General features: G+C 55.1%; 19 protein-coding genes and 1 pseudogene. 19 read left to right on the plus strand and 1 reads right to left on the minus strand.

Annotated features, from left to right (window positions below; genetic code table 11):
- Positions 1-270, plus strand: a pseudogene (locus CWM53_RS06870) (endonuclease VIII); the annotation flags it as partial.
- Between the two features lie 66 nt (positions 271-336).
- On the opposite strand, the gene gltA reads toward CWM53_RS06870, so the two are convergent.
- Positions 337-1620, minus strand: a complete 1284-nt coding sequence (gene gltA, locus CWM53_RS06875) for a citrate synthase (RefSeq protein WP_061155315.1) — start codon at positions 1618-1620, stop codon at positions 337-339.
- Positions 1621-2260: 640 nt separating this feature from the next.
- On the opposite strand from gltA, the gene sdhC reads away from it, so the two are divergent.
- The 18 genes from sdhC to pal all read left to right on the plus strand — a co-directional run bounded on the left by sdhC (position 2261) and on the right by pal (position 21431).
- Entirely contained in the window at positions 2261-2665 is a 405-nt protein-coding gene (gene sdhC / locus CWM53_RS06890; protein ID WP_004142216.1) for a succinate dehydrogenase cytochrome b556 subunit, read from the plus strand.
- A complete protein-coding gene (gene sdhD, locus CWM53_RS06895) occupies positions 2659-3006 on the plus strand; it encodes a succinate dehydrogenase membrane anchor subunit (RefSeq protein WP_002894949.1) in 348 nt (115 codons plus the stop codon). Before sdhC ends, sdhD begins: the two co-directional genes overlap by 7 nt.
- Positions 3006-4772, plus strand: a complete 1767-nt coding sequence (gene sdhA / locus CWM53_RS06900; RefSeq protein ID WP_061155313.1) for a succinate dehydrogenase flavoprotein subunit — start codon at positions 3006-3008, stop codon at positions 4770-4772. The genes sdhD and sdhA overlap by 1 nt, the downstream gene beginning before the upstream one ends.
- A 15-nt stretch (positions 4773-4787) precedes the next feature.
- Positions 4788-5504, plus strand: a complete 717-nt coding sequence (gene sdhB / locus CWM53_RS06905) for a succinate dehydrogenase iron-sulfur subunit SdhB (RefSeq protein WP_002894954.1) — start codon at positions 4788-4790, stop codon at positions 5502-5504.
- A gap of 505 nt (positions 5505-6009) precedes the next feature.
- The gene (gene sucA / locus CWM53_RS06910) at positions 6010-8817 is read left to right on the plus strand and encodes a 2-oxoglutarate dehydrogenase E1 component (protein WP_061155312.1); all 2808 of its coding nucleotides are present in this window, start codon (positions 6010-6012) and stop codon (positions 8815-8817) included.
- Between the two features lie 14 nt (positions 8818-8831).
- A complete protein-coding gene (gene odhB / locus CWM53_RS06915; protein WP_061155311.1) occupies positions 8832-10058 on the plus strand; it encodes a 2-oxoglutarate dehydrogenase complex dihydrolipoyllysine-residue succinyltransferase in 1227 nt (408 codons plus the stop codon).
- 145 nt (positions 10059-10203) lie between these two features.
- Positions 10204-11370 (plus strand): ADP-forming succinate--CoA ligase subunit beta, encoded by a 1167-nt coding sequence (gene sucC / locus CWM53_RS06920; protein ID WP_002895039.1) that lies wholly within the window; start codon positions 10204-10206, stop codon positions 11368-11370.
- Positions 11370-12239, plus strand: coding sequence for a succinate--CoA ligase subunit alpha (gene sucD / locus CWM53_RS06925; RefSeq protein ID WP_004885990.1), 870 nt, complete (start codon positions 11370-11372; stop codon positions 12237-12239). Before sucC ends, sucD begins: the two co-directional genes overlap by 1 nt.
- Positions 12240-13067: 828 nt before the next feature.
- Complete coding sequence (gene cydA / locus CWM53_RS06930; RefSeq protein WP_061155310.1) at positions 13068-14636, plus strand: cytochrome ubiquinol oxidase subunit I; 1569 nt, start codon at positions 13068-13070, stop codon at positions 14634-14636.
- A gap of 15 nt (positions 14637-14651) precedes the next feature.
- Positions 14652-15791, plus strand: a complete 1140-nt coding sequence (cydB, locus tag CWM53_RS06935) for a cytochrome d ubiquinol oxidase subunit II (RefSeq protein ID WP_008805690.1) — start codon at positions 14652-14654, stop codon at positions 15789-15791.
- A 15-nt stretch (positions 15792-15806) separates the two neighbouring features.
- Complete coding sequence (gene cydX / locus CWM53_RS06940; RefSeq protein WP_004100325.1) at positions 15807-15920, plus strand: cytochrome bd-I oxidase subunit CydX; 114 nt, start codon at positions 15807-15809, stop codon at positions 15918-15920.
- Between the two features lie 130 nt (positions 15921-16050).
- Positions 16051-16335, plus strand: coding sequence for a cyd operon protein YbgE (gene ybgE / locus CWM53_RS06950; protein ID WP_100697836.1), 285 nt, complete (start codon positions 16051-16053; stop codon positions 16333-16335).
- A gap of 149 nt (positions 16336-16484) precedes the next feature.
- Positions 16485-16889 carry a tol-pal system-associated acyl-CoA thioesterase gene (gene ybgC, locus CWM53_RS06955; protein ID WP_002895056.1) on the plus strand — a complete coding sequence of 135 codons (405 nt, stop codon included), beginning with the start codon at positions 16485-16487 and terminating at the stop codon, positions 16887-16889.
- Positions 16886-17578 carry a Tol-Pal system protein TolQ gene (tolQ, locus tag CWM53_RS06960; RefSeq protein ID WP_074386511.1) on the plus strand — a complete coding sequence of 231 codons (693 nt, stop codon included), beginning with the start codon at positions 16886-16888 and terminating at the stop codon, positions 17576-17578. The genes ybgC and tolQ overlap by 4 nt, the downstream gene beginning before the upstream one ends.
- Positions 17579-17581: 3 nt before the next feature.
- Positions 17582-18010: a colicin uptake protein TolR gene (gene tolR / locus CWM53_RS06965; RefSeq protein WP_002895061.1), complete on the plus strand. Its 429-nt coding sequence runs from the start codon at positions 17582-17584 to the stop codon at positions 18008-18010.
- A 99-nt stretch (positions 18011-18109) separates the two neighbouring features.
- The gene (gene tolA, locus CWM53_RS06970) at positions 18110-19450 is read left to right on the plus strand and encodes a cell envelope integrity protein TolA (protein ID WP_100729330.1); all 1341 of its coding nucleotides are present in this window, start codon (positions 18110-18112) and stop codon (positions 19448-19450) included.
- A 129-nt stretch (positions 19451-19579) separates the two neighbouring features.
- Positions 19580-20872 carry a Tol-Pal system beta propeller repeat protein TolB gene (tolB, locus tag CWM53_RS06975; RefSeq protein ID WP_023288877.1) on the plus strand — a complete coding sequence of 431 codons (1293 nt, stop codon included), beginning with the start codon at positions 19580-19582 and terminating at the stop codon, positions 20870-20872.
- Positions 20873-20906: 34 nt separating this feature from the next.
- Complete coding sequence (gene pal, locus CWM53_RS06980) at positions 20907-21431, plus strand: peptidoglycan-associated lipoprotein Pal (RefSeq protein ID WP_002895068.1); 525 nt, start codon at positions 20907-20909, stop codon at positions 21429-21431.
- The last annotated feature ends 6 nt before the right edge of the window (positions 21432-21437 follow it).

Here is a 21437-nt window from a genome sequence, read left to right on the forward strand (position 1 = left end):
ATCCTCTGGCAGGTGGGATTAAGCGGAAAGCGTAAAGCCGCTGAACTGAGCGATAGTCAGCTGGATGCGCTGGCGCACGCGCTGCTGGATATCCCGCGGCTTTCTTATCGAACCCGCGGCCAGGCGAATGACAACAGGCATCACGGCGCGCTGTTTCGCTTTAAGGTCTTCCATCGTGACGGGGAAAGGTGCGAGCGCTGTGGGGGGGGGATTGAGAAGACGACACTCTCCTCACGGCCGTTTTACTGGTGTCCCGGATGCCAGCATTAAGCCGGCTGTCAGGGAGATAAAAAAACGCGCCAGTTGGCGCGTTTATTGTTATCCGGTACGACAAGATTACCGCTTAATGTCAGACTGGTAATCGCGTTTGGTGTAGCCGGTGTACAGCTGACGCGGACGGGCGATCTTCATGCCATCGTTGTGCATTTCGTTCCAGTGCGCAATCCAGCCCACGGTACGCGCCATGGCGAAGATAACGGTAAACATGGAGGACGGAATACCCATCGCTTTCAGGATGATACCGGAGTAGAAGTCGACGTTCGGGTAAAGTTTCTTCTCGATGAAATACGGGTCGTTCAGCGCGATATGCTCCAGCTCCATGGCCACCTGCAGCAGGTCGTCTTTAGTGCCCAGCTCTTTCAGCACTTCATGGCAGGTTTCACGCATCACAGTGGCACGCGGGTCGTAGTTCTTGTAAACACGATGGCCGAAGCCCATCAGGCGGAAAGAGTCATTTTTGTCTTTCGCACGACGGACAAACTCCGGAATGTGCTCAACGGAGCTGATCTCTTCCAGCATTTTCAGCGCCGCTTCGTTGGCGCCGCCGTGTGCCGGTCCCCACAGGGAGGCGATACCCGCTGCGATACAAGCGAACGGGTTAGCGCCGGAGGAGCCGGCGGTACGTACCGTCGAGGTCGACGCGTTCTGCTCGTGATCGGCGTGCAGGATCAGAATACGATCCATCGCGCGCTCAAGCACCGGATTGACTTCATACTCTTCGCACGGTGTGGCGAACATCATGCGCAGGAAGTTGCCGGCGTAGGAGAGGTCGTTGCGCGGATAAACAAACGGCTGGCCGATAGAATACTTGTAACACATGGCTGCCATGGTTGGCATTTTGGACAGCAGACGGTAGGCAGCAATCTCGCGGTGACGCGGGTTATTCACGTCGAGGGAGTCATGATAGAAAGCCGCCAGGGCGCCAGTGATCCCGCACATCACCGCCATCGGGTGGGAATCGCGACGGAACGCATGGAACAGACGGGTGATCTGCTCATGAATCATGGTGTGGCGGGTGACGGTGGTTTTGAATTCGTCATATTCGGCCTGAGTCGGTTTTTCACCGTACAGCAGAATATAACACACTTCGAGATAGTTAGATTCGGTCGCTAACTGGTCGATCGGGAAGCCGCGGTGCAGCAGGATCCCCTCGTCACCATCGATAAACGTAATTTTAGATTCACAAGAAGCGGTGGATGTGAAACCTGGGTCAAAAGTAAATACGCCTTTTGAACCAAGACTACGAATATCAATAACATCCTGACCGAGCGTGCCTTTTAGCACATCCAGTTCAATAGCAGTGTCACCACCCAGGGTGATTTTTGCTTTAGCATCAGACATTTATGGTCTCCTTAGCGCCTTTATTGCTTAAGACTGCCGGGTGGTGGATTTGCTTTCGGCCCGCGCCTGCATACGTTACCAGTTTGTTATGTTGCACACAGCTCTGCGTCAGCGAAAAGGGCAGGGTACAGAGCAACGGCGCTTGATGGTACGTCCTTCAGGGCTGCGGTGAAACAACAGCAAATCAGCGTTTTAGCAGTCCGAATATTAAAACCTATATACCACTAATAACTGTCCTGATTACATCGGTCAATACTGACACACTGTTACATAACTTATTCTCAGGTGAAAGAGTGACCCCATAACTTTTGAGCATTATTGCATTTAACTGGTAATGGTTGTAACAAGAATGTTTAATATTTGTCAAATCAGGTGATTAAAAATTAAAAAAATGTTGTTATCGTGACCTTGATCACTGTTCCGGAGAAAACCCAACAAACTATATGTAGGTTAATTGTAATGATTTTGTGAACGGCCTATACTGCGGCCAGGTCTCCGGAACACCCTGCAATCCCGAGCCACCCAGCGTTGTTTAGTGATGTTTTAATGCCTGAAAAGACGTTTTAACATGACTTCTGGTTATAGAAAGGACGCTGTCTGACCCGCAAGCAGACCGGAGGAAGGAAACAATAAGAACAGCATGTGGGCGTTATTCATGGTAAGAAATGTGAAAAAACAAAGACCTGTCAATCTGGATCTACAAACGATACGGTTCCCAATCACGGCGATAGCGTCCATTCTCCATCGCGTTTCCGGTGTCATCACCTTCGTGGCGGTCGGAATTCTGCTTTGGTTGCTGGGCACCAGCCTTTCCTCCCCTGAAGGTTTTCTGACGGCGGCCTCGATCATGGATAGCTTCTTTGTGAAGTTCATCATGTGGGGCATTCTCACCGCACTGGCCTATCATGTCGTTGTCGGTATCCGCCATCTGATGATGGACTTTGGCTACCTGGACGAAACCCTCGAAGCAGGGAAACGTTCCGCCAAAATCTCTTTTGTTATTACTGTCGTGCTTTCACTTCTCGCAGGAGTCCTCGTATGGTAAGCAACGCCTCAGCACTGGGACGCAACGGCGTACATGACTTTATTCTGGTCCGTGCTACCGCCATCGTTCTGACCCTCTACATCATCTACATGGTTGGCTTCTTTGCCACCACCGGTGAAATCTCATGGGAAGTGTGGACCGGATTCTTTGCCTCCGGTTTCACTAAAGTCTTCACTCTGCTGGCTCTCGTCTCCATTCTCATCCATGCCTGGATCGGGATGTGGCAGGTGTTAACGGACTACGTTAAACCACTGGCCCTGCGCCTGGTTCTGCAACTGGCTATCGTTGTGGCGCTGGTGGCTTACGTTCTTTATGGATTTGTTGTGGTGTGGGGTGTGTAATGAAATTGCCAGTCAGAGAGTTTGATGCTGTTGTTATCGGTGCCGGCGGCGCAGGCATGCGCGCGGCGCTACAAATTTCCCAGAGCGGACAGACCTGTGCACTGCTCTCCAAAGTGTTCCCTACCCGTTCCCATACCGTTTCCGCGCAGGGTGGTATCACCGTCGCGCTCGGTAACTCCCATGAAGATAACTGGGAATGGCATATGTACGACACCGTAAAAGGGTCGGACTATATTGGCGACCAGGACGCCATCGAATATATGTGTAAGACCGGCCCGGAAGCGATTCTTGAGCTGGAACATATGGGCCTGCCGTTCTCCCGTCTTGATGACGGCCGTATTTATCAGCGCCCGTTCGGCGGCCAGTCGAAAAACTTCGGCGGCGAGCAGGCGGCACGCACCGCGGCGGCGGCTGACCGTACCGGCCACGCGCTGTTGCACACTCTGTATCAGCAGAACCTGAAAAACCACACCACTATCTTCTCCGAATGGTATGCCCTCGATCTGGTGAAAAACCAGGACGGCGCGGTGGTCGGTTGTACCGCCCTGTGCATCGAGACCGGCGAAGTGGTCTACTTTAAAGCCCGCGCCACCGTGCTGGCGACCGGTGGCGCAGGCCGTATCTATCAGTCCACCACCAACGCCCACATCAACACCGGTGACGGCGTCGGGATGGCCATCCGCGCAGGCGTTCCTGTGCAGGATATGGAAATGTGGCAGTTCCACCCGACCGGTATCGCCGGGGCAGGGGTGCTGGTCACCGAAGGTTGCCGCGGCGAAGGCGGTTACCTGCTGAACAAACACGGCGAGCGCTTTATGGAGCGTTATGCGCCGAACGCGAAAGACCTGGCGGGTCGTGACGTGGTGGCGCGTTCCATCATGATCGAAATTCGTGAAGGTCGCGGCTGCGATGGACCGTGGGGCCCGCATGCGAAACTGAAACTGGATCACCTGGGTAAAGAGGTTCTGGAATCTCGTCTGCCAGGTATCCTCGAGCTGTCCCGTACCTTTGCTCACGTCGATCCGGTTAAAGAGCCGATTCCGGTTATCCCAACCTGCCACTACATGATGGGCGGTATTCCGACCAAAGTCACCGGCCAGGCGCTGACCGTGAATGAGAAGGGTGAAGACGTGGTGATCCCGGGTCTGTTCGCGGTAGGCGAAATTGCCTGCGTATCGGTACACGGCGCCAACCGTCTGGGCGGCAACTCACTGCTGGACCTGGTGGTCTTCGGCCGCGCGGCGGGCCTGCATCTGCAGGAGTCCATCGCCGAGCAGGGCGCCCTGCGCGCAGCCAGCGAATCCGATGTCGAAGCCTCTCTGGACCGTCTCAACCGCTGGAACAACACCCGCTCCGGCGAAGACCCGGTTGCTATCCGCAAAGCGTTGCAGGAATGTATGCAACATAACTTCTCGGTATTCCGTGAAGGCGATGCGATGCACAAGGGCCTGGAGCAGCTGAAAGTGATCCGCGAGCGTCTGAAAAATGCGCGCCTGGACGATACTTCCAGCGAGTTCAACACCCAGCGCGTCGAGTGCCTGGAGCTGGATAACCTGATGGAAACCGCCTATTCAACGGCCGTATCCGCCAACTTCCGTACCGAAAGCCGTGGCGCCCACAGCCGCTTCGACTTCCCGGATCGTGATGATGAAAACTGGCTGTGCCATTCCCTGTATCTGCCAGAGTCGGAATCCATGACGCGTCGTAGCGTCAACATGGAACCGAAACTGCGTCCGGCATTCCCGCCGAAGATTCGTACTTACTAATGCGGAGACAGGAAAATGAAACTCGAGTTTTCAATTTATCGCTATAACCCGGATGTTGACGACGCTCCGCACATGCAGGATTACACCCTCGAAGCGGAAGAAGGTCGCGACATGATGCTGCTGGATGCGCTGATCCAGTTGAAAGAAAAAGATCCGTCGCTGTCGTTCCGCCGCTCCTGCCGTGAAGGGGTTTGCGGTTCCGATGGCCTGAACATGAACGGGAAAAACGGTCTGGCGTGCATCACGCCGATCTCCGCGCTGAATCAGCCGGGCAAGAAGATTGTTATCCGTCCGCTGCCAGGATTACCGGTTATCCGTGATTTGGTGGTAGACATGGGGCAATTCTATGCACAATATGAGAAGATTAAGCCTTACTTGTTGAATAATGGGCAAAATCCTCCGGCTCGCGAGCATCTGCAGATGCCTGAGCAGCGTGAGAAACTCGATGGTCTGTACGAGTGTATTCTGTGCGCATGTTGTTCAACCTCCTGCCCGTCGTTCTGGTGGAACCCGGACAAGTTCATCGGCCCGGCAGGCCTGTTGGCCGCGTATCGCTTCCTGATCGACAGTCGCGATACTGAAACCAGCGAGCGCCTGGACGGCCTGAGCGATGCTTTCAGCGTATTCCGCTGTCACAGCATTATGAACTGCGTCAGTGTGTGTCCTAAAGGGCTTAACCCGACGCGCGCCATCGGCCATATTAAGTCGATGCTGCTGCAGCGCAGCGCGTAAGCAACACGGTCTGTCCCGGATGGCGCTTGCGCTTATCCGGGCTACCAAAGCAGTAACCCCGGTAGCGTTTGTGCCACCGGGAAATGAATACCCTAAATAATTCGAGTTACAGGAAGGCGGCGACGCAGCGAATCCCCAGGAGCTTACTCAAGTAAGTGACTGGGGTGAGTGAGGAAAGCCAACGCACATGTAACTTGAAGTATGAAGGGGATAGCAGGAAATCTTTAAAAACCGCCACAAGATGTACCAGTAATCGAGGCGTTCAGTGCGAGGTAAGGCGGCAACTGAGCGCATCCCCGGGAGCATAGTGAACTATGTGACCGGGGTAAGCGAAGGCAGCCAACGCAACCGCAGCCTGAACGCTGAAGATTAATGGCAGTTTTTAAAGGTTCCTTAGCGGATCGAAACCACAACTCGTCCGCAAAAAGTGAACCCCGGCACGTGCACTCGGTGTGCGTGGTAGTTTCTACGGCGAAATAAGCATAAAAATGCTTAAGGGATCACGATGCAGAACGGCGCAATGAAAGCCTGGCTGGACTCTTCTTTCCTCTCTGGTTCGAACCAGAGCTGGATAGAACAGCTCTATGAAGACTTCTTAACCGATCCTGACTCTGTTGACGCCAACTGGCGTTCGATGTTCCAGCAGTTACCTGGCACCGGAGTTAAACCGGATCAATTCCATTCCAAAACACGTGATTATTTCCGTCGACTGGCGAAGGATGCCTCACGTTACACTTCTTCGATTTCCGACCCTGACACCAATGTGAAGCAGGTTAAAGTCCTGCAGCTCATCAACGCATACCGTTTCCGTGGCCACCAGCATGCGAATCTCGATCCGCTGGGGTTGTGGAAGCAAGAGAGAGTGGCGGATCTTGATCCGGCCTACCACGATCTGACCGAGGCCGATTTCCAGGATAGCTATAACGTAGGTTCATTTGCCATCGGTAAAGACACGATGAAGCTGGGCGAGTTGATTGCCGCCCTCAAGCAAACCTACTGCGGCTCTATCGGCGCGGAATACATGCATATCACCTCTACTGAGGAAAAACGCTGGATCCAGCAGCGTATTGAATCGGTAGCGGGTAAAGCGAGCTTCACCGCGGCAGAGAAAAAACGCTTCCTCAGTGAACTGACCGCTGCAGAAGGGCTGGAACGCTACCTCGGCGCTAAATTCCCGGGGGCGAAACGCTTCTCGCTGGAAGGCGGTGATGCCCTGATCCCGATGCTCAAAGAGATGATCCGCCATGCAGGCAAAAGCGGCACCCGAGAAGTGGTGCTGGGCATGGCACACCGCGGCCGTCTGAACGTGCTGGTCAACGTGCTGGGTAAAAAACCGCAGGACCTGTTCGACGAATTCGCGGGCAAACATAAAGAACACCTCGGCACCGGCGATGTGAAGTACCACATGGGCTTCTCTTCCGATATGGAAACCGAAGGCGGTCTGGTTCACCTGGCGCTGGCGTTTAACCCGTCGCACCTGGAAATCGTCAGCCCGGTGGTTATCGGTTCCGTACGCGCCCGTCTGGATCGTCTGGACGAGCCAAGCAGCAACAAAGTTCTGCCTATTACTATTCACGGCGACGCCGCCGTTACCGGCCAGGGCGTGGTTCAGGAAACCCTGAACATGTCGAAAGCCCGCGGTTACGAAGTCGGCGGTACCGTGCGCATCGTTATCAACAACCAGGTTGGCTTTACCACCTCCAACCCGCTGGATGCGCGTTCTACGCCATACTGTACCGATATCGGTAAGATGGTTCAGGCGCCGATTTTCCACGTTAACGCGGATGACCCGGAAGCCGTTGCTTTCGTTACCCGTCTGGCGCTGGATTTCCGTAATACCTTCAAACGCGATGTCTTCATCGACCTGGTGTGCTACCGCCGTCACGGCCACAACGAAGCCGACGAGCCGAGCGCTACCCAGCCGCTGATGTACCAGAAAATCAAAAAGCATCCGACCCCGCGCAAAATCTATGCTGACAAGCTGGAGCAGGACAAAGTCGCGACGCTGGAAGACGCGACCGAGCAGGTTAACCTTTACCGCGATGCGCTGGATGCCGGCGAGTGCGTGGTGGAGGAGTGGCGTCCGATGAATATGCACTCCTTTACCTGGTCTCCCTATCTTAACCACGAGTGGGATGAGAGCTATCCGGATAAAGTGGAGCCAAAACGTCTGCAAGAGCTGGCCAAACGCATCAGTACGGTGCCGGAAGGTATCGAAATGCAGTCTCGTGTGGCGAAAATCTACGGCGATCGCCAGCTGATGGCCGCCGGTGAGAAGATGTTCGATTGGGGCGGTGCCGAAAACCTGGCTTACGCCACTCTGGTTGATGAAGGCATTCCGGTGCGTCTGTCCGGCGAAGACTCCGGTCGCGGCACCTTCTTCCACCGTCATGCGGTTATTCATAACCAGAGCAACGGTTCTACCTATACCCCGCTGCAGCACGTGCACAACGGCCAGGGCCAGTTCCGCGTCTGGGACTCGGTGCTGTCTGAAGAAGCCGTGCTGGCGTTCGAATACGGTTACGCCACCGCAGAACCGCGTACGCTGACCATCTGGGAAGCGCAGTTCGGCGACTTCGCCAACGGCGCGCAGGTGGTCATTGATCAGTTCATCTCCTCTGGCGAACAGAAATGGGGCCGGATGTGCGGTCTGGTGATGCTGCTGCCGCACGGCTACGAAGGGCAGGGTCCGGAGCACTCCTCCGCGCGTCTGGAACGTTATCTGCAGCTGTGCGCTGAGCAGAACATGCAGGTTTGCGTCCCGTCCACCCCGGCACAGGTTTACCATATGCTGCGTCGTCAGGCGCTGCGCGGTATGCGCCGTCCGCTGGTGGTGATGTCGCCGAAGTCTCTGCTGCGCCACCCGCTGGCGGTCTCCAGCATGGACGAACTGGCGAACGGCACCTTTATGCCGGCCATCGGCGAAATCGACGATCTCGATCCGCAAGCCGTGAAGCGCGTCGTACTGTGCTCTGGTAAGGTTTACTATGACCTGCTGGAACAGCGTCGCAAAAACGAGCAAAAAGATGTCGCCATCGTGCGTATCGAACAGCTCTACCCGTTCCCGCATCAGGCGGTGCAGGAAGCGCTGAAAGCTTACTCGCACGTACACGATTTTGTCTGGTGCCAGGAAGAGCCGCTCAACCAGGGCGCATGGTACTGCAGCCAGCACCACCTTCGTGAAGTAGTTCCATTTGGGGCCTCTCTGCGTTATGCAGGCCGCCCGGCCTCCGCCTCTCCGGCGGTAGGGTACATGTCCGTTCACCAGAAACAGCAACAAGATCTGGTCAATGACGCGCTGAACGTCGATTAATTAAAGGATACACAATGAGTAGCGTAGATATTCTGGTTCCCGACCTGCCTGAGTCCGTAGCTGACGCAACCGTCGCCACCTGGCATAAAAAACCGGGCGACGCGGTCGTCCGTGACGAAGTTCTGGTCGAAATCGAAACTGACAAAGTGGTACTGGAAGTACCGGCATCAGCGGACGGCATTCTGGATGCAGTGCTGGAAGACGAGGGCGCTACCGTCCTGTCTCGCCAGATCCTTGGCCGCCTGCGTGAAGGCAACAGCGCAGGTAAAGAAACCAGCGAAAAAGCGGACGCGAAAGCGTCCACCCCGGCGCAGCGCCAGCAAGCCTCTCTGGAAGAGCAGAACAATGACGCGCTCAGCCCGGCGATCCGTCGTCTGCTGGCGGAACACAACCTCGATGCCGCTGCCATCAAAGGCACCGGCGTGGGTGGCCGTCTGACTCGTGAAGACGTCGAGAAGCATCTGGCGAAAGCCCCGGCGGCGGCTGAAGCCAAAGCGCCAGCGGCTACCGCGGCGGCAGCACCAGCGCCGCAGCTGGGTCACCGCTCAGAAAAACGCGTCCCGATGACCCGTCTGCGTAAACGCGTGGCCGAGCGTCTGCTGGAAGCGAAAAATTCCACCGCCATGCTGACGACCTTTAACGAAGTCAACATGAAGCCGATTATGGATCTGCGTAAGCAGTACGGCGATGCCTTCGAAAAACGTCACGGTATCCGTCTGGGCTTCATGTCCTTCTACGTGAAAGCGGTTGTTGAAGCGCTGAAACGCTACCCGGAAGTGAACGCTTCCATCGACGGCGACGACGTGGTTTACCACAACTACTTCGACGTCAGCATGGCAGTATCCACTCCGCGCGGCCTGGTAACCCCGGTTCTGCGTGACGTTGACCTGCTGGGCATGGCGGACATCGAAAAGAATATTAAAGAGCTGGCAGTGAAAGGCCGTGACGGCAAGCTGACCGTAGATGACCTGACCGGCGGTAACTTCACCATTACCAACGGCGGCGTCTTCGGTTCCCTGATGTCCACGCCGATCATCAACCCACCGCAGAGCGCCATTCTGGGTATGCATGCCATTAAAGACCGTCCGATGGCGGTGAATGGCAAGGTAGAGATCCTGCCGATGATGTACCTGGCGCTCTCCTACGACCACCGTCTGATCGATGGGCGTGAATCGGTTGGCTTCCTGGTGGCGATTAAAGAGCTGCTGGAAGATCCGACTCGTCTGCTGCTGGACGTGTAGTCAGTAAGAGTATGACTTACCGTAGGCCGGATAAGGCATTTATGCCGCCATCCGGCGTTGATGAGATGCCTGATGGCGACGCTAGCGCGTCTTATCAGGCCTACAGGTTTAAAGATAATTACACCCTGAAGGATGGACTGAACACATGAACTTACATGAATATCAGGCAAAACAACTTTTTGCCCGCTATGGCTTACCGGCGCCGGTGGGTTATGCCTGTACTACTCCGCGTGAAGCAGAAGAAGCCGCTTCAAAAATCGGTGCGGGTCCGTGGGTAGTGAAATGTCAGGTTCACGCTGGTGGCCGCGGTAAAGCGGGCGGTGTGAAAGTAGTTAAGAGCAAAGAAGAGATCCGCGCATTTGCTGAGCACTGGCTGGGCAAACGCCTGGTGACCTACCAAACAGATGCCAATGGCCAGCCGGTAAACCAGATTCTGGTGGAAGCGGCGACCGATATCGATAAAGAACTGTACCTCGGCGCGGTCGTTGACCGTAGCTCCCGTCGCGTGGTGTTCATGGCGTCTACTGAAGGCGGTGTGGAAATCGAAAAAGTCGCGGAAGAAACCCCGCACCTGATCCACAAGATCGCTATCGATCCGCTGGCGGGCCCGATGCCTTACCAGGGGCGCGAACTGGCGTTCAAACTGGGTCTGGAAGGTAAACAGGTTCAGCAGTTCACCAAGATTTTCATGGGGCTGGCGACCATTTTCCTGGAGCGCGACCTGGCGCTGATCGAAATTAACCCGCTGGTTATCACCAAACAGGGCGACCTGATCTGCCTCGACGGTAAACTGGGCGCTGACGGCAACGCACTGTTCCGCCAGCCGGATCTGCGCGAAATGCGCGACCAGTCTCAGGAAGACCCGCGTGAAGCGCAGGCGGCACAGTGGGAACTGAACTATGTGGCACTGGATGGCAACATCGGCTGCATGGTTAACGGCGCAGGCCTGGCGATGGGCACCATGGACATCGTTAAGCTGCACGGCGGCGAACCGGCTAACTTCCTCGACGTAGGTGGCGGCGCGACCAAAGAGCGCGTGACCGAAGCGTTCAAAATCATCCTTTCTGATGACAATGTGAAAGCGGTGCTGGTTAACATCTTCGGCGGCATCGTACGTTGCGACCTGATCGCTGACGGTATCATCGGTGCGGTAGCGGAAGTTGGGGTTAACGTTCCGGTCGTCGTACGTCTGGAAGGTAACAACGCCGAACTGGGCGCGAAAAAACTGGCTGACAGCGGCCTGAATATTATTGCAGCGAAAAGTCTGACGGACGCAGCACAGCAGGTTGTTGCCGCAGTGGAGGGGAAATAATGTCAGTTTTAATTAATAAAGATACCAAGGTTATCTGCCAGGGCTTCACCGGTAGCCAGGGGACCTTCCACTCTGAACAAGCGATCGCTTACGGTACGCAAATGGTTGGCGGCGTGACGCCAGGCAAAGGCGGCACCACCCATCTGGGTCTGCCGGTGTTCAACACCGTGCGCGAAGCCGTTGAAGCGACCGGCGCCACCGCGACCGTTATCTACGTTCCGGCACCGTTCTGCAAAGACTCCATTCTGGAAGCAATCGACGCGGGCATTAAGCTGATTATCACCATCACCGAAGGTATCCCGACGCTGGATATGCTGACTGTGAAAGTGAAGCTGGACGAAGCGGGCGTACGCATGATTGGCCCGAACTGCCCAGGCGTTATCACCCCGGGCGAGTGCAAAATCGGCATCATGCCTGGCCACATTCACAAGCCGGGTAAAGTGGGCATCGTTTCCCGTTCCGGTACCCTGACTTATGAAGCGGTTAAGCAGACCACCGACTACGGTTTCGGCCAGTCTACCTGCGTCGGTATCGGCGGCGACCCGATCCCGGGCTCCAACTTCATCGATATCCTGAAGCTGTTCCAGGAAGATCCGCAGACCGAAGCGATCGTGATGATCGGTGAGATCGGCGGCAGCGCGGAAGAAGAAGCGGCAGCCTACATCAAAGAGCACGTGACCAAGCCGGTTGTCGGCTACATCGCGGGCGTGACCGCGCCGAAAGGCAAGCGTATGGGCCACGCTGGCGCCATCATCGCTGGCGGTAAAGGCACTGCTGATGAGAAATTTGCCGCTCTGGAAGCCGCCGGTGTGAAAACCGTTCGCAGCCTCGCCGATATCGGCGAAGCGCTGAAAGCTATCATCAAGTAAACCCTCTCTGCTTCTCCGCAAGCAGAAATCTGTCCGATTTCGACATGGTTGGCCACCGTCAGGTGGCCTTTTTTATGGGCGTTATCCGCCTTGCCGGGAAAGTCGCTGAACCGGCGGATTGTCTGCTCCGCGAAAAACCTTACCTATCATATTGATTTTATGAATTATTTCATGAATATTATCTCGGCAGTGTTGTCGCTGAAGAAAATAATTTCGCAGTGGCTGACAGGCAAGGGTTTGAGACAGAGAAAAAAACAGCAGGAGAGGGCGTAAGAAAACAGGAAAAATACTGTGAGCAGTCTAGCATTATTTAGATCGGCTCATTTTTTTTCATTTTTTTCCTCGGCGTTAAATAATATTACCTATGATTCTCATATCTCTCTTTTCAGTAACCAATCAAGGCATACTTTAAACACAGCATTAACATTAAATTCACCAATATTCTTTATTGAGCTACATAATTAACACGTAGAGTAAAAATTGATTTATATCAATGCTTAATGCTTGGAAAAATCCTTCAAAAAACGTTAAATTGTCGCAAGTCAAATTGGCCTAAACCGGCCATCTTCGCTATATATTGATCACCGTCGAAAAATGTAAAACTGGAACAATAAAAACATATTTATTGTAAGGTTATTGCGGCGTAATATATTGGGGAATCAATTGGGTTTTCGTTAACGTATTTGTAACCTTATCGTGGCGTGGCTTCACTTTCAGTTGAAACGTGCTGCGGACGGGCAACAAATAACATTTGTATTGGGGCATGCGTATGAACCAGAGCTTCTCGGTTCATTTTCGGAGTCTTCATGCGATGAGCAAGGAGTCATGATGTTAGATATAGTCGAACTGTCGCGCTTACAGTTTGCCTTGACCGCGATGTACCACTTCCTTTTTGTGCCGCTAACGCTCGGTATGGCGTTCCTGCTGGCCATCATGGAAACGGTTTACGTCCTTTCCGGCAAACAGATTTATAAAGATATGACCAAGTTCTGGGGCAAGTTGTTTGGTATCAACTTTGCGCTGGGTGTGGCGACCGGTCTGACCATGGAGTTCCAGTTCGGGACTAACTGGTCGTATTACTCACACTACGTGGGCGATATCTTCGGTGCGCCGCTGGCCATTGAAGGTCTGATGGCCTTCTTCCTCGAATCCACCTTTGTAGGTCTGTTCTTCTTCGGTTGGGATCGTCTGGGTAAAGTTCAGCACATGGCGGTCACCTGGCTGGTCGCGCTGGGCTCCAACCTCTCCGCGCTGTGGATCCTTGTCGCCAACGGCTGGATGCAGAACCCTATCGCATCGGACTTCAACTTCGAAACCATGCGTATGGAGATGGTCAGCTTCTCTGAACTGGTGCTCAACCCGGTCGCCCAGGTGAAGTTCGTGCACACCGTGGCGTCTGGTTATGTCACCGGCGCGATGTTCATCCTGGCCATCAGCTCCTGGTATATGCTGAAAGGCCGCGACTTTGCCTTTGCTAAGCGCTCCTTTGCCATCGCCGCCAGCTTCGGTATGGCAGCGATCCTCTCCGTTATTGTGCTGGGTGACGAATCCGGTTACGAAATGGGTGACGTGCAGAAAACCAAACTGGCGGCTATCGAAGCAGAGTGGGAAACCCAGCCTGCGCCGGCTGCCTTTACCCTGTTTGGTATTCCCGATCAGAATGCGCAGACCAACCACTTCGCGATCCAAATCCCTTACGCGCTGGGCATCATCGCCACCCGCTCGGTGGATAAGCCGGTTATCGGCCTGAAGGATCTGATGGTTCAGCACGAAGAGCGTATCCGTAACGGGATGAAAGCGTACGCGCTGCTGGAGCAGCTGCGCGCCGGTTCGACCGACCAGGCCATTCGCGACCAGTTCAACAGCGTGAAGAAAGACCTCGGCTATGGCCTGTTGCTGAAGCGCTATACTCCGAACGTTGCTGACGCCACGGAAGAGCAGATCGCCAAAGCGACCAAGGACTCTATTCCAAGCGTCGCCCCGCTGTACTTCGCCTTCCGTATCATGGTGGCGTGCGGCATCCTGATGCTGTTGATTATCGGCGCCTCCTTCTGGAGCGTGATTCGTAACCGCATTGGCGAGAAAAAATGGCTGCTGCGCGCCGCGTTCTTTGGCCTGCCGCTGCCGTGGATTGCCGTGGAGTCAGGCTGGTTTGTTGCCGAATATGGCCGTCAGCCGTGGGCGATTGGTGAGGTCCTGCCGACGGCGGTGGCCAACTCGTCGCTGACCGCGGGCGATCTGATCTTCTCAATGTTGCTGATCTGCGGTCTGTACACGCTGTTCCTGGTGGCTGAACTGTTCCTGATGTTCAAGTTTGCCCGCAAAGGACCTAGCAGCCTGAAAACCGGCCGCTATCACTTTGAACAGTCCTCTGCGGCTATTCAGTCGGCACGCTAAGACAGGAGTCGTCAAATGATCGATTATGAAGTATTGCGTTTTATCTGGTGGCTGCTGATTGGCATTCTGCTGATTGGCTTCGCTGTCGCCGACGGGTTCGACATGGGGGTGGGCATGCTCACCCGTTTCCTCGGCCGTAACGACACCGAGCGTCGGATTATGATCAACGCCATCGCCCCGCACTGGGACGGTAACCAGGTGTGGCTCATCACCGCCGGCGGCGCGCTGTTCGCGGCGTGGCCGATGGTTTACGCCGCGGCGTTCTCTGGCTTCTATGTGGCGATGATTCTGGTACTGGCCTCGCTGTTCTTCCGTCCGGTAGGTTTTGACTACCGTTCCAAGATCGAGGACACCCGCTGGCGCAACATGTGGGACTGGGGCATCTTCATCGGTAGCTTCGTGCCGCCGCTGGTGATTGGCGTGGCCTTCGGCAACCTGTTGCAGGGCGTGCCGTTCCACGTCGATGAATACCTGCGTCTGTTCTATACCGGTAACTTCTTCCAGCTGCTGAATCCGTTTGGTCTGCTGGCCGGTATCGTCAGCGTGGCGATGATCCTGACCCAGGGCGCCACCTACCTGCAGATGCGTACCGTCGGCGAACTGCACCTGCGTACCCGCACCGTTTCCACGGTGGCGGCGCTGGTGACGCTGGTCTGCTTCGCGCTGGCGGGCGTGTGGGTCTACTACGGCATCGACGGCTATGTGGTCAAATCGGTAATGGATCATAGCGGCCCGTCTAACCCGCTGACTAAAGAAGTGGTGCGTGAAGCCGGCGCATGGATGGTGAACTTTAATAACATGCCAGCGCTGTGGGCCGTTCCTGCCCTGGGCGTGGTGCTGCCGCTGCTGACCGTCGTCTCGACTAAAGCGGATAAAGGCGCGTGGGCATTCCTGTTCTCCTCGCTGACCCTGGCCTGCATCATTCTGACCGCCGGTATTGCGATGTTCCCGTTCATCATGCCGTCCAGCACCATGCTGAACGCCAGCCTGACGATGTGGGACGCGACTTCCAGCCAGCGGACGCTGAACCTGATGACCTACGTGGCGATTGTCTTCGTGCCGATCATTCTGGCCTACACCAGCTGGTGTTACTGGAAGATGTTCGGCCGCATTACGCGCGAAGACATCGAAAAGAACACCCACTCGCTGTACTAAGGTAAGGAGCTATATATGTGGTACTTCGCATGGATTTTGGGAACGCTTCTTGCCTGTGCCTTTGGGGTGATTACCGCGCTGGCGCTTGAGCACGTGGAAGCCACCAAAGCAGGTAAAGAAGAACACTGATGAGTATTATCGTGATGCGATATACGAAATCATTCGGGTTGCATCGAGGCGGCAAGTCTGTGAATCCCCAGGAGCTTACACCAGTAAGTGACTGGGGTAAGCAGACGTAGCCAACAAAGAGGCGACGTGAATGATAAAGTATATGTATGCGATAATGGACAAGCGCTCGTTAAGGGCGCTTTCCTTATTGATGGCGCTGCTGCTGGCAGGCTGCATTTTCTGGGATCCGTCGCGCTTTGCGGCGAAGACCAGCGAGCTGGAAATCTGGCATGGTTTCTTGCTGATGTGGGCGGTTTGCAGCGGCGTTATTCACGGCGTGGGCTTCCGTCCGCGTGCCGTTCACTGGCAGGGGATTTTCTGTCCGCTTATCGCTGATATTGTGCTCGCTTTAGGTCTCTTCTTTTTCTTCTTTTGAATAAGAGATCTCTGTTAATGGTATGGGCTTGCATAAGCCCATAAAAATTTACGCCCCGTTTACTTTCCCCCATTCCAAACCACCTTTCCCGCGCGTATAGTAGCGAAGTTTGAAAGCTCTAACCTTTTTTTGCATTACCGGGATGTAAAGTGAATACAACGCTGTTTCGATGGCCGGTTCGGGTCTACTACGAAGATACCGACGCCGGTGGTGTGGTTTACCACGCCAGTTACGTCGCTTTTTATGAAAGAGCACGCACAGAGATGCTGCGCCACCATCACTTTAGTCAACAGGTTCTGTTGGCTGAACGCGTTGCCTTCGTGGTTCGCAAAATGACGCTGGAGTATTTTGCCCCCGCCAGACTCGACGACATGCTCGAAGTCCAGACGGAAATTACCTCGATGCGCGGCACCTCTTTGGTTTTCACGCAGCGAATCGTCAACGCCGAGAATACAGTGTTAAACGAAGCTGAGGTTCTCATTGTGTGCGTTGATCCACTCTTAATGAAGCCACGTGCGCTTCCCAAGTCTATTGTCGCGGAGTTTAAGCAGTGACTGACATGAATATCCTTGATTTGTTCCTGAAGGCGAGCCTTCTGGTTAAACTTATCATGTTGATTTTGATTGGTTTTTCTATCGCTTCCTGGGCTATCATTATTCAGAGAACGCGTATCCTCAACTCGGCCGTGCGTGAAGCTGAAGCGTTCGAGGACAAATTCTGGTCCGGGATCGAACTGTCCCGCTTGTATCAGGAGAGCCAGGGGCGTCGCGATAATCTGACCGGTTCGGAACAAATCTTCTACAGCGGCTTCAAAGAGTTTGCGCGCCTGCATCGGGCCAACAGCCATGCGCCGGAAGCGATTGTCGAAGGGGCATCGCGCGCGATGCGTATTTCGATGAACCGCGAACTGGAAACGCTGGAGACGCATATCCCGTTCCTCGGCACCGTAGGTTCCATCAGCCCGTATATCGGTCTGTTTGGTACCGTCTGGGGGATCATGCACGCTTTTATCGCCCTTGGCGCGGTGAAGCAGGCCACCCTGCAGATGGTGGCACCGGGTATCGCCGAAGCGCTGATCGCCACCGCGATCGGTCTGTTCGCTGCTATCCCGGCGGTCATGGCGTATAACCGCCTGAACCAGCGCGTGAACAAACTGGAACTGAACTACGACAACTTTATGGAAGAGTTCACCGCCATTCTGCACCGTCAGGCCTTTACCACCAGCGAAAGCAATAAGGGGTAAGCCATGGCCAGAGCACGTGGACGCGGACGTCGCGAACTGAAGTCCGAGATCAACATCGTTCCGCTGCTGGATGTCCTGTTGGTGCTGTTGCTGATCTTTATGGCAACGGCGCCGATCATTACGCAGAGCGTGGAAGTCGATCTGCCGGACGCCACGGAATCGCAAGCGGTGAAAAGCAATGACGATCCGCCGGTGATTGTAGAAGTCTCCGGGGTAGGGCAGTACAGCGTGAAAGTGGGGCAGGAGACGCTGTCCCAGCTGCCGCCGGAGCAGGTGATTGCCGAAGCGAAGCGACGTCTTGAAGCCAATGAGAAAACGGTGTTCCTGATCGGCGGTGCGAAAGACGTCCCTTACGATGAAATTATTAAAGCGCTGAACCTGTTGCATAGTGCAGGGGTTAAATCGGTCGGCTTGATGACCAAACCTATTTAATCGCTTCAGGTATGTGCGTCCGCGCGGCGTTCGGCGGCGAGTATCGCTCGCCGTCGGTGCGTATCGCGGGTACAGGCGAACAGTTTTTGGGAACCGATAGTGTCAAAGGCAACCGAACAAAACGACAAGCTTAAACGAGCGATCATCATTTCAGTCGCGCTGCACATCATTCTGATCGCGCTGCTGATCTGGAGTTCGTTTGACGAGCATCTGGATGCCTCTACCGGCGGCGGCGGGGGATCGTCCATTGATGCCGTCATGGTCGATCCGGGGGCGGTGGTAAATAACTATAACCGTCAGCAACAGCAGCAGGCCAGCGCACGTCGCGCCGCTGAACAGCGTGAAAAACAGGCGCAGCAGCAGGCGGAAGAGTTACGTGAGAAACAGGCGGCGGAACAGGAACGGCTGAAACAGCTCGAACAGGAGCGACTGCAGGCGCAGGAAGCGGCGAAAGAAGCGAAGGAACAGCAGAAGCAGGCTGAGGAAGCGGCTGCCAAGGCCGCCGCGGCGGCGAAAGCCAAAGCGGATGCGCAGGCTAAAGAAGCGCAGGAAGCAGCAGCCAAAGCGGCTGCCGACGCAAAAGCGAAGGCGGATGCCCAGGCAAAAGCGGCTGAGCTGGCAGCGGCTAAAGCCGCCGCTGACGCGAAGAAACAGGCCGATGCCGCCGCCGCGAAAGCGGCAGCCGATGCGAAGAAACAGGCGGAAGCCGAAGCGGCGAAAGCCGCAGCAGAGGCGCAGAAGAAAGCGGAAGCGGCAGCGGCGAAGAAAGCGCAGCAGGAAGCAGAGAAGAAGGCCCAGCAGGAAGCGGCCAAGCAAGCCGCGGCTGAAAAAGCGGCTGCAGAAAAAGCCGCCGAAAAAGCCGCTGAGAAAGCCGCCGCCCAAAAAGCGGCCGCAGAGAAGGCCGCCGCCGAGAAAGCCGCCGCAGCTGAAAAAGCGGCGGCAGCCAAAGCGGCTGCGGCTGAGAAGGCAGCTGCCGATAAAGCGGCCAAAGCGGCAGCAGCAAAAGCTGCAGCAGCGAAGAAAGCGGCCGCTGCGAAAGAAGCGGACGGCGTTGATGACCTGCTCGGCGATCTGAGTTCGGGTAAGAATGCGCCTAAGACAGGCGGTGGGGCCAAAGGCAGTGGTCAGCCAGCGAAAGATAGCGGAACCTCTGGTGCCAACGGTGGCGCTACGGGAGCCGATATCAGTTCCTATGCGAAGCAAATACAAATGGCGATTCAAAGCCGCTTGTATGATGCAAGCCTCTATCAAGGCAAGCGTTGCGTATTGCATATTAACCTGGCTGCTGATGGTACGTTAAAGGACATAACGTCCGAAGGCGGCGACCCTGCTCTGTGTCAGGCAGCTTTAACGGCAGCCAAAACGGCGACTATTCCTAAACCGCCAAGTCAGGCTGTTTATGAGAAAATAAAAAATGCCACACTAGACTTTAAACTGTAATGATTTTTCCCCGAATAATCGGGGAAAACAATCTATCGTAGTCACAGGGTTTTGGTAGTTTTGTGTATTTGAGTTTGTTAACATTCTGCTAAATTATCGTGGGCTTTCCGCCCGGATAAGGGAGATATGATGAAGCAGGCATTACGAGTAGCATTTGGTTTTTTAATGCTGTGGGCAGCGGTGCTGCACGCAGAAGTACGTATCGAGATCACCCAGGGGGTGGACTCGGCACGCCCTATCGGCGTGGTACCGTTCCAGTGGGCTGGCCAGGGGGCTGCGCCTGAAGATGTCGGCGGTATCGTGGCAGCTGACCTGCGCAACAGCGGTAAATTCAACCCGCTGGATCGCTCGCGTCTGCCGCAGCAGCCGACCAGTGCCCAGGAAGTGCAGCCTGCTGCCTGGTCTGCGCTGGGTATTGACGCCGTGGTCGTCGGTCAGGTCACCTCAAACCCGGATGGTTCTTATCAGGTGGCGTATCAGCTGGTGGATACCGGCGGCGCGCCGGGCACAACGCTGGCACAAGGCTCTTTCAAAGTCACTAAACAGTATCTGCGCTATGCGGCGCATACTGCCAGTGACGCGGTATTTGAAAAGCTGACCGGTATTAAAGGCGCATTCCGTACTCGTATTGCCTACGTGGTGCAGACCAACGGTGGTCAGTTCCCGTACGAGCTGCGCGTCTCCGATTATGATGGCTACAACCAGTTCGTGGTTCACCGTTCCTCCCAGCCGCTGATGTCCCCGGCCTGGTCTCCGGACGGTTCTAAACTGGCTTACGTGACCTTTGAAAGCGGACGTTCTGCGCTGGTGGTGCAGACCCTGGCGAACGGCGCTGTGCGTCAGATCGCCTCCTTCCCGCAGCATAACGGCGCGCCGGCGTTCTCACCGGATGGTTCTAAACTGGCCTTCGCACTGTCGAAAACCGGTAGCCTGAACCTGTACGTGATGGATCTGGGCTCGGGTCAGATTCGTCAGGTGACTAACGGTCGCAGCAACAACACCGAACCTAGCTGGTTCCCGGACAGCCAGAACCTGGCCTTCACCTCTGACCAGGCCGGTCGTCCGCAGGTGTATAAAGTCAACATCAATGGCGGCACGCCGCAGCGTATCACCTGGGAAGGTTCACAGAACCAGGACGCCGACGTGAGCGCAGATGGTAAAACGATGGTAATGGTCAGCTCGGCCGGCGGTCAGCAGCACATTGCCAAACAAGATCTGGAAGCGGGTGGTGTACAGGTTCTGTCATCAACGTTTTTAGACGAAACGCCAAGTCTGGCACCTAACGGCACTATGGTAATCTACAGCTCTTCTCAGGGGATGGGATCCGTGCTGAATCTGGTTTCTACAGATGGGCGTTTCAAAGCGCGTCTTCCGGCAACTGATGGACAGGTAAAATCACCTGCCTGGTCGCCGTATCTGTAATAATAAATAATTGATTATTAAAGGAATCAAAGAAATGCAACTGAACAAAGTGCTGAAAGGGCTGATGATCGCTCTGCCGGTTATGGCAATCGCGGCATGTTCTTCTAACAAGAACGCCAGCAACGACCAGAGCGGTGAAGGCATGTTGGGTGCCGGCACTGGTATGGACGCTAACGGTAACGGCGGCAACATGTCTTCTGAAGAGCAAGCTCGTCTGCAGATGCAGCAGCTGCAGCAGAACAACATCGTTTACTTCGATCTGGACAAGTACGATATCCGTTCTGACTTCGCTGCCATGCTGGACGCGCACGCTAACTTCCTGCGTAGCAACCCGTCCTACAAAGTGACTGTAGAAGGTCACGCGGATGAGCGCGGTACACCGGAATACAACATCGCTCTGGGTGAGCGTCGTGCTAACGCCGTTAAGATGTATCTGCAGGGCAAAGGTGTTTCTGCCGATCAGATCTCCATCGTTTCTTACGGTAAAGAAAAACCAGCAGTACTGGGTCATGACGAAGCGGCATATGCCAAAAACCGTCGCGCCGTACTGGTTTACTAAGAGAAT

Origin of the sequence: Klebsiella sp. A-Nf5, assembly GCF_002810545.1 — a bacterium.
Classification (GTDB): domain Bacteria; phylum Pseudomonadota; class Gammaproteobacteria; order Enterobacterales; family Enterobacteriaceae; genus Klebsiella; species Klebsiella variicola.